This is a genomic window from Pseudomonas sp. NY15356, assembly GCF_048068175.1.
GTDB lineage: Bacteria > Pseudomonadota > Gammaproteobacteria > Pseudomonadales > Pseudomonadaceae > Aquipseudomonas > Aquipseudomonas putida_K.
This window is the reverse complement of the sequence record NZ_JBLUPW010000012.1, coordinates 104490-117674: the sequence shown is the minus strand read 5'-3', so window position 1 is coordinate 117674 and position 13185 is coordinate 104490. Positions and strand designations below refer to the sequence as shown.

Sequence of the window (13185 nt, the reverse complement as noted above, 5' to 3'; positions counted from 1 at the left end):
TAGGGGGCTGCTGCGCAGCCCTTTCGCGGCACAAGGCCGCTCCTATGGAGCGGCGAATGCAGGGGTCAATGCTGCTTCGCCCGTCTGATCCTTAGCAGGATCATTCCCAGCAGCAGCATCACCGGCACTGCCATCCCCAGCAATGCCTCGCGCGCCGTCAGCCCCGCGCCCAGCACGTTCAGCCCGCCATACAGCAGCTTGAACAGGTTCAGCAGGTAATAGGTGATGGCAATGATTGACAGCCCTTCCACCGCCCGCTGGATCTTCACCTGGGCATCGGCGCGGGCATTGAGGCTGCGCAGGATCTCGGCATTCTGCTCCTCCATCTCCACCTGCACCCGCGCCTGCAGCAGGTCGCCCAGGTTGGCGACATTCTTGGCCAGTTGCTCCAGACGCTGCTCGGTGGCGGCGCAATAGCGCACCGTCGGTTTGAAGCGTCGCTCGATGAACACCCCCAGCCGCTGGCAATCCCCCACATGGCTTTCGCGCAGTTCGCCCAGGCGCTCGAACACCAGTTGCGCATAGGCCTGGGTCGCACCGAAGCGATGGCGGGTCTTCACCGTACGGCTGACCACTTGACGGGAGAGGTGGGCGATGGCTTCGAGCAAGGCCTTGGAGTCGTGGCCATCGACGCTGGCGCTGCGCTCGGAGAGGCTCACCAAGGTCCGGTCGAAGGCGTCCAGCTCCTGGCTCAGCGCCTTTGCCGTGCTGAGGGTGAGCGAGGCCATCATGCGGTAGGTCTCGATCTCCAGCAGGCGGCGGATCATCCGGCCCTGGCGGTAGGCGTTGAGTCGGCGGTTGACGAACAACAGGCGGTTGGTGCCGTCCTCGGTCAGGCGAAAGTCGCTCCACACCACCGCATCGCCGCCACCGACCAGCGAGCCGCAGGGGTCCTTGAAACCGTAGCGCGTCAGGTCCAGGCCCTGTTCGCCATGCACCAGCACCTGCACGGCATTGATCACCTGATGTGCCTGGGGGGCTATGGCTTCGGCCAGAACCTGGGGCAGCGCCTGCCAGCCGGCATCGTGGGTGGCGCAGGGCACCACCAAGGTCAGCGTGAAGAACTCGGCGTGGCGCTCCCATTTGAAGGGGTTGCCATCCAGCCGGGTAATGCCCTGGGCGGCCTCCCTATCGACGGCGTCGGGGCAGCAGCGTTGCAGCAGGGCCAGGCAGGCGGCGTCGTCGCCCAGCACGGCCAGATGATGGACATGGGCGGGTTCGTCGAAATACAGCGATGGACGAGCGTGCAGTTCATTATGCAGGGCAGTGCGTTGCGGATGCATGGGAGGTCTGGCCTGGTGTTGTGATTATTGGGCTACCAGGGATGGGACTTTGGTACGCCGGATAAAAGTCACGGGCTGCGACAATTCCCCGCATGAAAATCCAGATTCCTCATCCCTACCCTCCTGGTCTCGCCAAGTCCTGGATCGCCGGTCAACCGAAGGCCTGGCAACAGGGCATGGGGGCGTCTGGGGTGTGATACGTCGGGACGACAACCTGTTGATAGGGGTCATATCGCTGCAAGGGCGTGCCGATGACAACCCGGTGCTTGGCTACTGGATCGGCGTGGACTACTGGAGCAAGGGTTACGCCACGGGGGGGGCCTGCAGCCTAATGCCAGTCAGTTAAGCCTTATCGTCCATCGCAGGCTCCGCCAGCTCCCCAGGGACAGTGCCGTTCTCGAGACTGGCGCGTCACTGGTGGGAGCCGGCTTGTCGGCGATGGGGTCCTAACTGACAGGCACTCGCCTGCAGGCTGGTTTCAACCCAGGCAACGCGTCACATGCTTGACCGACTGGTACGCCGACAGCCCCCAGGGCCCGAGTTCGCGGCCGATGCCGCTGCCCTTGGTCCCGCCCCAGGAGGTCTCGACGAACACCGCCTGTACCGAGTTGATCCATACATGGCCAACCTCCAGTGCGTCGGCCACACGTTCGGCGCGGTCCAGGTCGGCGGAGCATACGGTGGCGACCAGGCCGAAGCGGCTGTCGTTGGCCAGCGCAATGGCCTGTGCCTCGGTGGCAAAGCGGCGGGCGCACAATACCGGACCGAAGATCTCTTCGTTCCACAGGCGGCTACCTTCCGGCACATCGCTGTACAGGGTCGGGCTGACGAACCAGCCCTCGCGGTCCAGCACCTGGCCACCGGTGAGGCAATGCAGGCCTTCTTCGCGGGCAATGGCGAAATAGCTGGCGACCTTGAGCCATTGTGCCTGGCTGGTCAGCGGGCCCATGGCGACGTCCTCGACCAGCGGGTTGCCCACGTTCATCTGTTCCAGGGCCGCCTGCAGGCGGGGTAGCAGGGTATGGGCGATGCCGTCCTGGACCAGCAGGCGCGAGGTGGCCGAGCACATCTGCCCGGCGTTCCAGGTGATGCCGGCGACGATCCATTCCACGGCCTGGTCCACGTCGCAGTCATCGAACACCACGATCGCCGACTTGCCACCGAGTTCCAGGGTGACGGGGCGGCACTGGGCTGCAGCGGCGCGCATGACCTGGCTGCCCACCCCGTTGCTGCCGGTGAACGACAGCTTGTCCAGCCCGTTGTGGCCGCTCAGGGCTGCGCCGGTCTCGGCCTTGCCATTGACGATGTTCAGCACGCCGGCGGGCAGGCCCAGGGTGTCGGCGATCTGGCCGTAGGCCTGTTCGATCAGTGGCGTGATCTCCGAAGGCTTGAGTACCACAGTGCAGCCGGCAGCCAGAGCCGGGGCGAGCTTCCATGCGCTGGTCACCAGGGGGAAGTTCCACGGCACGATCAAGCCGACCACGCCCACCGGTTCAAGGCGCGTACGGGCCGTGAAGCCGGGGGCGGCCAGGGGGACCTCGCGATTCTTGCCAGGCAGCTGCTCGGCAAGGTCTGCGTAGTAGGCGAACGTGGCCACGGCATCGTCCAGGTCGATCTCGGCTTCGTGGCGTGGCTTGCCGTTGTTGCGCATCTGCAGGGTAATCAGTGCTTCGCGGCGTTGGCCAAGTTGTTCGGCGAAGCCACGCAGCAGCGCGGCACGTTTGCCCGGAGCAGTGGCTTTCCAGGCGGGCAGGGCGCGCCGGGCGGCAGCCACGGCCTGGTCGACCTGGGCGGTGCTGGCGGACATCAGCTCGGCGAATGGCTGGCCCAGCGCGGGGTCATGCACGGTGATGCAGTCGCTGCCTTGGCCTTCGACCCAGCGGCCGTCGATGTAGTGAGGTGTGGTCATGATCGGGTTCCAGTCAGGCGGTTTCGGCGGTGGTTACCGGCGTGCGCGGGGCGCTTTTGCAACGCACCCAGCGTGGGCCATGGGGGCCATAGACGCCGGCGGGTTCAGGGAACAGGTTGAGCAGGACGATGTACAGCAGGCCAGCCATGCCCAGGGTGACCGGCAGGCTCAGGTCGATTCCGCCGGCCAGCTCGCCCAGTGGGCCGACGAACTGCCCTGGCAGGTTGACGAAGCACAGGCCCACCGCTGCGCTGGGGATCCAGGCGCCCATACCGCGCCAGTTCCAGCCATGGGTGAACCAGTAGTGCCCGCCGCGTTGGCCGCGGGTGAACACCTGCAGGTCGTCGGCATGGTAGAAGCCGCGACGGGTGACCAGGCCGAGAATCATGATCACCATCCAGGGGCTGGTGCAGGTGATGATCAGCACGGCGAAGGTGGACACGCTCTGCACCAGGTTGAAGGTGAAGCGGCCGATGAAGATGAAGGCGATGGCGGCGACGCCTATCAGCAGGGTCGCGCCGGCGCGGCTGAGCAAGCGCGGGAATACGCTGGACATGTCCAGGCCGGTGCCATACAGCGAAGTGGTGCCGGTGGACATGCCGCCGATCACCGCGATCAGGCACACCGGCAGGAAGAACCAACCCGGCGAGATCGCCAGCAGGCCGCCCACATAGTTATTGGCGGCGATGTAGTCCGGGGCCTGGGTGGCGACCAGGGTCGCGGTGCACAGGCCGAACAGGAACGGGATCAGTGTCGCCGCCTGGGCGGCGATCACGGCCAGCATGATGCGCGCCTTGGGCGTCTGGCGCGGGATATAGCGCGACCAGTCGCCGAGGAACGCGCCGAACGACACCGGGTTGCTCATGGCCAGGATCGCCGCGCCGACGAAGGCGGCCCAGAAACCGGGCTGGCCGAGGTTGACGCTACCGGCGAAGTGCACGTCGAAGGGGCCGGCGAAAGCCAGGATGCCCAGCAGGAACAGCAGGCTCGATGCCCACACCGCGATCTTGTTGACCCACAACATGAAGCGGAAGCCGAAGATGCACACCACCAGCACCAGCACGGCGAACAGGCCGTAGGCCAGGCCCAGGGTCAGGTCGGTTTCTGGCAGCCCCGCCAGGCGCTTGGCGCCACCGACCAGGGCGTCGCCTGAGCTCCACACCGACAGCGAGAAGAACGCCACGGCGGTGAGCAGCGACAGGAACGAACCGACGATGCGCCCATGCACGCCGAAGTGTGCGCCGGACGACACCGCATTGTTGGTGCCGTTGAGCGCACCGAACAGGCCCATGGGGGCGAGGATCAAGGCCCCCACCCCGACGCCGAGCAGGATGGCCCACAGCCCGGCCTGGAACGACAGGCCGAACAGTACCGGGAAGCTGCCCAGCACAGCGGTGGCGAAGGTGTTGGCACCGCCGAAGATCAGGCGGAACAGGTCCAGTGGGGTCGCGTCGCGTTGATCGTCGGGGATCTGTTCGACGCCATTGGTCTCGATACCGGTCGAATGGCTCATGGCAAGGCTCCAGCGCGGTTGTTGTGAGTCGGCGCGGTGCGCGGACTTTCTTGTGGTGCGTTGGCAGTGCGGCAGGGCCGCGAAACATCAGGTGTCGGAGGCGACCGACAGGTGTTCGTGACAAGCCAGCCAACGTCCGCCCTGGCGCTTGAAGACGATGGTCTCGCGCTCGGCCAGCCGGTGCTCCTGGCCCGCGATGCGAATGTGCGTGGCTACGTCGTGCATGAAGATCGCCACCTCACCTTGCAGGCTCACCTGCGCGTTGCTGGACTGGCATGCCAGCACGGCAAAGCCCTCGGCCTGCCATTGTGCCCACAGCGTTTCATAGGCATCGCGCGAGAGCAGCGGGTGCGCCAAGGTGTGGAAGAGGAAGGTGGCGTCTTCGCTGAAGCAGGCGAAGTAGCGGGCGGTGTCGTTGCTGGCGAAGGCGTCGACGAGGTCGGCGGCGGCCTGGCGCACTTGGAGGGTCTGGTCCACGGGAGTGGCCTCACGGTTATTGTGATTGTTGAAGCGATTCTGGTGAGGGTTGGCGGGGGGAAAAATCGCTGGGGATAAATAATCAGTTCAGGAATCTGTGAACCAATTTCATGGCCGCACGCATCCTTGTAGGAGCGGGCTTGTCCCGCGATCGGCTGCGCAGCAGCCGTAAAGTCAGCCACTTCGGTGTAGCTGGTTGACCTTGGGTTGCGGCTGCTGCGCAGCCGATCGCGGGCCAAGCCCGCTCCTACAGGTCCAGCGCTGGGCGCTCCAGTAACGGCGTTCACGAAATGGAACGCAGAGGTTCGAATTAAGTGTCTACCGGCGCTTCGTTCATCGAACTAACGTTGTGCCTGTATTTTGCGTAGGCAGCCGTCAAGCGCGGCCTTCGGCGACTGACGGTCGCGTGGTTCACCGGGGGTTGCCTACGCTGATAGTCCCATAACCGCGTTTGTGAACGCCGATCGAACGCGACATGAACGCCCAGGCCGTGGTCACCCACCACGAGCGACTGGACTCCGAACGAGCTGAGTTACCTACCCACCAAGCAAGGAGAAACATCATGGCCTTCCAATACAAGCGTCTGGACAAGAACAACGCCGCTGTTCTGCTGGTCGACCACCAGACTGGCCTGCTCTCCCTGGTACGGGACATCGAGCCCGACCGTTTCAAGAACAACGTGCTGGCCCTGTCGGACCTCGCCAAGTACTTCAAGCTGCCGACCATCCTCACCACCAGTTTCGAAAACGGCCCCAACGGCCCGCTGGTGCCCGAGCTCAAGGAGCAGTTCCCTGACGCGCCGTACATCGCACGCCCAGGCAACATCAATGCCTGGGACAACGAAGACTTCGTCAAGGCGGTCAAGGCCACCGGCAAGAAGCAACTGATCATCGCCGGCGTAGTGACCGAAGTGTGCGTGGCTTTCCCGGCCCTGTCGGCCCTGGAAGAAGGGTTCGATGTGTTCGTGGTCACCGATGCATCGGGCACCTTCAACGAACTGACCCGCGACTCGGCCTGGCGCCGCATGGAAGCTGCCGGTGCGCAGCTGATGACCTGGTTCGGCGTGGCCTGCGAGCTGCACCGCGACTGGCGCAACGACATCGAGGGCCTGGGCACGCTGTTCTCCAATCACATCCCGGACTACCGTAACCTGATGACCAGCTACAGCCTACTGACGAAGTAACCCGGTTTGGGGAGCCATGCCGTGGCGCATGGCTCTCCGTCCGTGTTTCGAGGTACCGGATGGGTCCACTGATTTCCTATTTCAAGCTGGCTTTGAACCCTGGGCGCGGGGTGCTGTTATTCGCACTGCGCACCCTCGTCGCGGGCCTCCTGTGCCTATATTTGGCCTTCATCTTCGATCTGGAACAACCGAAGTGGGCGCTGATGACCGTGATCATCATCAGCCTGCCGCTGGCCGGCATGACCCTCAAGCGCAGCTTCGCCCAGGTGCTCGGCACTGCGGCGGGTGCCGCCGTGGCGGTAGCGATCATGGCGTTGTTCCCCCAGGCACCGATGCCCTTCATCGTCTGCCTGTCCCTCTGGCTGGCGTTCTGCACGGCCGGGGGCACCTTGTTGCGCTACACCGATTCCCATGCTTTCGTCCTGAGCGGCTTCACTGCCGTGGTGGTGGCGATGCTGGCGGTCCCGGAGCCGGACGGCATTTTCCTGTTGGCCATCACCCGCTTGACCGAAACCTTGCTGGCTGTGGTCTGTGTGGCCGTGGTCAGCCTGTTGACCGCTCGCCCCCAGGCGGTGGCGCAGGGGTATTTCAACAAGGTCGACAGCTTGGTCAAGCTGATCGCCCGCCACGCCGCCGAGGTGGTCCGTACCGAAGAAGACGAAGCGGCTTTCCGTCAACGCCAGGCGCAACTGATCGCCGAGATCAGCGCGCTGGAAGGCCTGCGCCGCCACCTGTATTTCGATGCGCCGCACCTGCGCAGCGCTGATGGGCTGGTGCAGTTGCTGGCCAACCAGCTGGTGCTGCTGGTGTCGCGTCTGCTGGTGTTGCGTCAGCAACGCGAACTGATCAAGCAGCACTGGCAAGGGCCGTTGCCGGCCGACATCCAGCTGCTGCGCCTGGCCGAACTGGACAGCCTGGACGCATTGGCCCGCGATGGCGTGGCCTTGTCGGCGAGCGGGCGCAAGGCGATCCGTAGCTTGCACCAGGGCTTCGACCAGGCTGCCGACCGCGCCGAGTTTCTCAACGAGCCGCTGCCGCCGCGCATGCGTTCGCTGGCCTGGGCTTTGCGCTGGGAGCAGGCGCGCCTGTTGCAGCAGCTCGATGAACTGATCGAACTCAACGAGGCGATCCAGCAGGGGAGGGCGGCCAGTTGCCCCCATGACCAAGGGCGGGTCAGTGCGCTGCACCTGGATTTTCGCCTGGCCGGCATGAACGCCGTGCGGGCATTCCTGGCCTTGTTCCTCGCCGGCTGGTTGTGGGTCGAGACCGCCTGGGACGGCGCACGCTCCGGGGTGATCCTGATCGGTGTGATGTGTTCCCTGATGGCGACCCTGCCGCGGCCCTTGCTGGCGAGCCAGAACTACAACCGTGGCCTGCTGGTGGCGTTGGTGCTGTCGGCCCTCTACCAGTTCGCACTGCTGCCGATCTTCACCGATTTCGAAATGCTCGCCCTGTGCCTGGCGCCGTTGCTCTACCTGGCGGCTGTTGGCCTGGCCAACCCGATGACCGCCGGCATCGGCATGGGCATCGGCCTGATCAGCCTGTTGATGATCGGGCCGCAGAACGTCGGCACCTACCACAACAGCGCCATCCAATGGTTCGAGTTCGCTGGCGGCTACGTGGTCGCCGGGGTGCTGGCGATGGTGGTGTTCGCCCTGGTCTTTCCATTCAATGCAGCAAAACGCATGGCCCGGCTGTTCCGCCTGACCCGTGACGATGTGTACCGGCAGGTGACCGAGGGCAACGGGCTGACCCACCAGTTCGACTTCGAAAGCCGTACGCTCGACCGTCTGTCAGCAATGATCGGCTTGCTGCCTGCCGCCACCGACCCGCGCTCGCGGGAGCTGTTCGACTGCAGCCTGGTCTGCCCGGCACTGGCCATTGCCCTGGTCCAGGCGCGTACCCAGTGCGTGACCAGCGTAGCGCTGCCGGAGGGCACGAAGGCTCGTTTAGGCCTGGTGTTGCAAGAGATGGCCGAGGTCATCGGCGGGCAACGCCAGGTAGACATCGACGGGCTGTTACGGGAGGCCGAACAGGTAGGCCTGGCCCTGGATGCGTTGCACGAGGCGCACCTGGACGCTGATCGGGAAGCGCTGCGGCGGTTGTTCATCCTGCGCGTGGCACTCTCGGTTGCCGGCCAGTTGCTGCAGCGCTATCGGTCAGTCCTGGCAGGGCCTGCGCCGTTGCCTGAAAAGGAGGGCGCCCATGCCCATTGATTTCGAATTTGGCGGTGTCTACCTGCCGCCCATTGCCCAGGCCCTGCTGCTGGGCCTGGTGTTGTTCCTGGTCGCCGATGCCGTGCTGCGGCGGCTTGGCGTGCTGGCGCGGGTCTGGCACCCGGCGCTGTTCCAGGGAGCCCTGTATGCCGCGATCTGCGCGGCCCTCGTGTTGACGATGGGAGCGAGCGTCTGAAATGCCTGCGTTGAAACCTGTTGTGGCCAAGGCCTTGACCTTGGTGGTGTTGGCGATTGCCGCCGGCCTGGTCTGGCTTGCCTGGGACTACTACACCCGTGCCCCATGGACGCGTGATGCGCGGGTGCGGGCGGACGTGGTGACGCTGTCGGCGGAAGTCGCCGGGCGCATCATCGAACTGCCCGTGCAGGACAACCAGTTCGTCCACCGTGGCGACCTGTTGCTGCAGATCGATCCGGCCCGCTACGAACTTGCTGTGCTGCACGCCGAGCGCGCAGTCGAGGTGGCCCGTGCCACCCTGGGCCAGTCGCAGGCTGCCATCGTCGCCAGCGAAGCGCTGCTCAAGCAGCGGCGCAGCGAGGAACAACGGCGCCGCAAACTGCAATCGATGTCGGCGATTTCTGCCGAGGAATGGGAGAAGTCCGGCACCGAGGTCGCCGTGGCCCAGGCCGACCTGCTGCGCGAGCAATCCAACTTGGGCCTGGCGCAGGCCAATGTGCAACTCGCCGAAGCCACCCTCAAGCAGGCGCGCCTGGACCTTGAGCGTACCCGCGTGAGTGCCCCGGTCAATGGCTATGTGACCAACCTGCTGACCCGCCAGGGCGACTTCGCCCAGTCCGGCGCGCCGCTGCTGGCCCTGGTGGACAGCGAGTCGTTCCATGTCAGCGGTTACTTCGAGGAAACCAAGCTGCCGAAGATCAAGGTCGGCAGCCGGGCACGCATCGAACTGATGAGCGGCGAGCGGCTGCAAGGCACGGTGGAAAGCATCGCCTACGCGATCACCGACCGGGAGAACCAGCCGGGCAACCGCCTGCTGGCCAACGTCAACCCGAGCTACACCTGGGTCAAGCTGGCCCAGCGCATCCCGGTGCGGTTACGTCTGGAGCGTGACGCTGATGCGCCGCCACTGCGCGCGGGCACTACCGCGACGGTCACCATCCTTGAATAGTGTTTGGGTGGGTCGTCGATGAGCATGATGTTTGACCTCAATGACCTGTACCTCTACAGCAAGGTCGTCGAGCATGGTGGTTTCGCCCCGGCGGGCAGGGTGCTGGGCCTGCCCAAGTCACGCCTGAGCCGGCGCGTGGCCAAGCTCGAGGAGCGCCTGGGCGTGCGCCTGATCCAGCGTTCGACCCGGCAGTTCGCTGTCACCGAAGTGGGCCTGGAGTACTACCACCACTGCGTGTCGATGATGGACAGGGCATTTGCCGCCGAGGATGCCATCGAGCGCAGCCGCGCCGTGCCCAGCGGCATCGTTCGCCTGGCCTGCAGCACCGCGCTGCTGGACTCGCGCCTGGCGCCGATGCTGGCACGGTTCATGGTCGAGTGCCCGGTGGTGGAGCTGCTGGTCAAGAGCTACAACCGGCGGGTGGACGTGATTGGCGAAGGCTTCGACCTGGTCCTGAGCGTGCGCCATCGTCCCCTGGAGAGCAGTGAGCTGATCATGCGCAGGCTGGCCTTGAGCCGGCAGTGCCTGGTAGTAGCGCCAAGGCTGCTGGCCGGCCTGGACCAGCCCTTGCTACCCTCGGACCTGTTCGGCCTGCCTAGCCTTGGCTGGGGTGCCAACGTGCAGGAATACACCTGGGACCTGGATGGGCCGGACGGCAGCGTGGCCTCCATTCGCTTCCGCCCTCGCCTGGTGTCGGATGACCTGGCCGTCTTGCACCAGGGCGCGTTGGGCGGTGTGGGCGTGGCGTTGTTGCCGGAGGAGCTGGTGCGCGCCGACCTGGCTGCTGGCCGCTTGGTGCACGCGTTGGAAGGCTGGACGCCGAGGCTCGGGGAAATCGTCGCACTGTTTCCTTCTCGTCGGGGCCTGATGCCCGCTGTGCGCAAGCTGATCGACTTTCTGGTCGAGGCGTTCGAGCAGGAGGCGATGAGGCTGTGACGAACCACCCAGCCATAAACGAAAAACCCCTTGAAGCGCCTGTCCTCAAGGGGTTTTTTCTACCGTGTGGTGATCACACGTTGAAGCGGAAGTGCATCACATCGCCATCCTTGACGATGTAGTCCTTGCCTTCCAGGCGCCATTTACCGGCTTCCTTGGCGCCGCTTTCACCCTTGAACTGGATGAAGTCGTCGTAGGCCACCACTTCGGCGCGGATGAAGCCTTTCTCGAAGTCGGTGTGGATAACGGCAGCGGCTTGCGGGGCGGTGGCGCCGACGCGTACGGTCCAGGCGCGGACTTCCTTCACACCGGCGGTGAAGTAGGTCTGCAGGTTGAGCAGGCTGTAGCCAGCGCGGATCACGCGGTTCAGGCCAGGCTCTTCCAGGCCCAGGGCCTCGAGGAACATGTCCTTCTCTTCACCTTCTTCCAGTTCGGCGATCTCGGCTTCGATCTTGTTGCACACCGGCACCACGACCGCGCCTTCTTCCTCGGCGATGGCCTTGACCACGTCCAGGTGCGGGTTGTTCTCGAAGCCGTCTTCGGCAACGTTGGCGATGTACATCACAGGCTTGCTGGTCAGCAGGTGGAAGCCGCGGATGACGGCCTTCTCTTCGACGCTCATGTTCTTCATCAGGCTGCGCGCCGGCTTGCCGTCGGTGAAGTGGGCGATGAGTTGCTCCAGCAGGGCCTTTTGTGCCAGGGCGTCCTTGTCGCCGCCCTTGGCGTTACGTGCGACCTTCTGCAGTTGCTTCTCGCAGCTGTCGAGGTCGGCGAAGATCAGTTCCAGGTCGATGATCTCGATGTCACGCTTGGGGTCGACGCTGTTGGAGACGTGGATCACGTTCTCGTCTTCGAAGCAGCGCACCACGTGGGCGATGGCGTCGGTCTCGCGGATGTTGGCGAGGAACTTGTTGCCCAGGCCTTCACCTTTCGACGCGCCGGCGACCAGGCCGGCGATGTCGACGAATTCCATGGTGGTAGGCAGCACGCGCTCAGGCTTGACGATGGCAGCCAGGGCGTCCAGGCGTGCGTCGGGCATCGGTACGATGCCGCTGTTCGGCTCGATGGTGCAGAAGGGGAAGTTCTCTGCCGCGATGCCGGACTTGGTCAGGGCGTTGAACAGGGTGGACTTGCCGACGTTGGGCAGGCCGACGATGCCGCAATTGAAACCCATGGGTATTCCCCTCTCTAGGAAATCAGGCCTTCTGGCTGTGCAGTTCGCGCATCGCCTTGGCGAAGTCGCCGGCGAGGACGTCCGGCATCACGCCGAGGGCAAAATCGATGCTGGCGTCGAGCTTCTCCTGCTCGGCGCGCGGTGCGCGGCCCAGGACGAAGTTGGAGACCAGTTTGGCGTCGCCCGGGTGGCCGATGCCAAGCCGCAGGCGGTGGAAGTCGTTCTGGTTGCCGAGCTGCGCGATGATGTCGCGCAGGCCGTTGTGCCCACCATGGCCGCCGCCCTTCTTGAGCTTGGCAATGCCAGGAGGCAGGTCGAGTTCGTCATGCGCCACCAGGATCGCTTCCGGCTTGATGCGGAAGAAATTGGCCAGAGCCGCCACGGACTGACCGCTGCGGTTCATGTAGGTGGTGGGAATCAGCAGGCGAACATCGTTGCCCTGATGGCTGAACTTAGCCGTCAGGCCGAAATACTTTTTGTCAGCGGACAGCGAAACGCGCTGGGCACTGGCAAGGCGTTCAACGAAAAGAGCCCCTGCGTTATGCCGGGTCTGTTCGTATTCGGGGCCGGGGTTACCCAGGCCGACGATCAACTGGATGGCGGTCACGTCAGGGGCTCTTCCTTGGAGTTGGTGGGTTACGGTGCGCGCGGCACTGTAACCCGATCAACGCCGGCGCGCGAGTGGATTACTCGGCAGCGCCTTCAGCAGCTTCAGCGGCAACGCGCGGAGCGTGGACGTTGGCAACAGCTTTGTCATCACCGTGGGCCAGAGCGACGAACTCTACGCCTTTCGGAGCTTTCAGGTCCGACAGGTGGATGATGGTGCCGATTTCAGCGTTGGCCAGGTCGACCTCGATGAACTCAGGCAGGTCCTTGGCTTCGCAGGACACTTCGATCTCGGACTCGACGTGGGAGATCTCGCCGCCTTTCTTGACCGGGGCTTCTTCGTTGATGAAGTGAACCGGTACCTTGGCGGTCAGCTTCTGGCCTGCAACGACGCGAACGAAGTCGGCGTGCATGATGAAGCCTTTGGCCGGGTGACGCTGCAGGGCCTTGACCACGACGTTCTGCTTGGCGCCGTCGACATTCAGTTCCAGAACGTGGCTGAAGGCAGCTTCGTTTTCGAACAGCTTGGCGATTTCCTTGGCCACGATGGTCAGGGACTGGGCTTCTTTATCACCGCCGTAGACAACGGCAGGGATGCTGGCGGAATGACGCAGGCGGCGGCTCGCACCTTTCCCCAGGTCAGTACGCGCTTGGGCGTTCAGGGTGAAGTTAGTCATTTTGTTTCTCCAAAATAGCCTCCCGAGGGCGTTTGCGACCAGCGCCAACGGGGATGGCAAAAAAGC

General features: G+C 64.5%; 13 protein-coding genes. 6 read left to right on the top strand and 7 right to left on the bottom strand.

Annotated elements, in window-relative coordinates; genetic code table 11:
- Window positions 1-65 precede the first annotated feature (65 nt).
- Window positions 66-1283, bottom strand: a complete 1218-nt coding sequence (locus ACNFCI_RS12375) for a DUF3422 domain-containing protein (protein ID WP_324816376.1) — start codon at window positions 1281-1283, stop codon at window positions 66-68.
- On the opposite strand from ACNFCI_RS12375, the gene ACNFCI_RS12370 reads away from it, so the two are divergent.
- Window positions 1282-1629 (top strand): GNAT family N-acetyltransferase, encoded by a 348-nt coding sequence (locus tag ACNFCI_RS12370; RefSeq protein WP_368829221.1) that lies wholly within the window; start codon window positions 1282-1284, stop codon window positions 1627-1629. The two genes, ACNFCI_RS12375 and ACNFCI_RS12370, sit on opposite strands and share 2 nt — an antisense overlap.
- A 132-nt stretch (window positions 1630-1761) precedes the next feature.
- Here the strand turns inward: ACNFCI_RS12370 and ACNFCI_RS12365 are convergent, their stop codons facing one another.
- From ACNFCI_RS12365 to ACNFCI_RS12355, 3 genes are all read right to left on the bottom strand, one after another.
- Complete coding sequence (locus tag ACNFCI_RS12365; RefSeq protein WP_324816380.1) at window positions 1762-3192, bottom strand: aldehyde dehydrogenase family protein; 1431 nt, start codon at window positions 3190-3192, stop codon at window positions 1762-1764.
- 13 nt (window positions 3193-3205) lie between these two features.
- Entirely contained in the window at window positions 3206-4705 is a 1500-nt protein-coding gene (locus tag ACNFCI_RS12360) for a purine-cytosine permease family protein (protein WP_324816382.1), read from the bottom strand.
- Window positions 4706-4792: 87 nt separating this feature from the next.
- A complete protein-coding gene (locus ACNFCI_RS12355) occupies window positions 4793-5182 on the bottom strand; it encodes a YybH family protein (protein ID WP_084858600.1) in 390 nt (129 codons plus the stop codon).
- Window positions 5183-5744: 562 nt separating this feature from the next.
- On the opposite strand from ACNFCI_RS12355, the gene ycaC reads away from it, so the two are divergent.
- From ycaC to ACNFCI_RS12330, 5 genes are read left to right on the top strand one after another with little or no spacing between them, the layout of a single operon-like run.
- A complete protein-coding gene (gene ycaC / locus ACNFCI_RS12350; RefSeq protein WP_084858599.1) occupies window positions 5745-6365 on the top strand; it encodes an isochorismate family cysteine hydrolase YcaC in 621 nt (206 codons plus the stop codon).
- 59 nt (window positions 6366-6424) lie between these two features.
- Window positions 6425-8581: an FUSC family protein gene (locus ACNFCI_RS12345; protein WP_084858598.1), complete on the top strand. Its 2157-nt coding sequence runs from the start codon at window positions 6425-6427 to the stop codon at window positions 8579-8581.
- Window positions 8571-8777: a DUF1656 domain-containing protein gene (locus ACNFCI_RS12340; RefSeq protein ID WP_084858597.1), complete on the top strand. Its 207-nt coding sequence runs from the start codon at window positions 8571-8573 to the stop codon at window positions 8775-8777. The genes ACNFCI_RS12345 and ACNFCI_RS12340 overlap by 11 nt, the downstream gene beginning before the upstream one ends.
- Window position 8778: 1 nt before the next feature.
- Window positions 8779-9726, top strand: a complete 948-nt coding sequence (locus tag ACNFCI_RS12335; RefSeq protein WP_416768003.1) for an HlyD family efflux transporter periplasmic adaptor subunit — start codon at window positions 8779-8781, stop codon at window positions 9724-9726.
- A gap of 27 nt (window positions 9727-9753) precedes the next feature.
- Complete coding sequence (locus ACNFCI_RS12330) at window positions 9754-10662, top strand: LysR substrate-binding domain-containing protein (RefSeq protein WP_084858634.1); 909 nt, start codon at window positions 9754-9756, stop codon at window positions 10660-10662.
- A 73-nt stretch (window positions 10663-10735) separates the two neighbouring features.
- On the opposite strand, the gene ychF is transcribed toward ACNFCI_RS12330, so the two are convergent.
- The 3 genes from ychF to ACNFCI_RS12315 all read right to left on the bottom strand — a co-directional run bounded on the left by ychF (window position 10736) and on the right by ACNFCI_RS12315 (window position 13119).
- Window positions 10736-11836, bottom strand: coding sequence for a redox-regulated ATPase YchF (gene ychF / locus ACNFCI_RS12325; protein ID WP_084858596.1), 1101 nt, complete (start codon window positions 11834-11836; stop codon window positions 10736-10738).
- Between the two features lie 22 nt (window positions 11837-11858).
- Complete coding sequence (pth, locus tag ACNFCI_RS12320) at window positions 11859-12443, bottom strand: aminoacyl-tRNA hydrolase (RefSeq protein WP_084858595.1); 585 nt, start codon at window positions 12441-12443, stop codon at window positions 11859-11861.
- 79 nt (window positions 12444-12522) lie between these two features.
- The gene (locus tag ACNFCI_RS12315) at window positions 12523-13119 is read right to left on the bottom strand and encodes a 50S ribosomal protein L25/general stress protein Ctc (RefSeq protein WP_084858594.1); all 597 of its coding nucleotides are present in this window, start codon (window positions 13117-13119) and stop codon (window positions 12523-12525) included.
- Window positions 13120-13185: the final 66 nt, after the last annotated feature.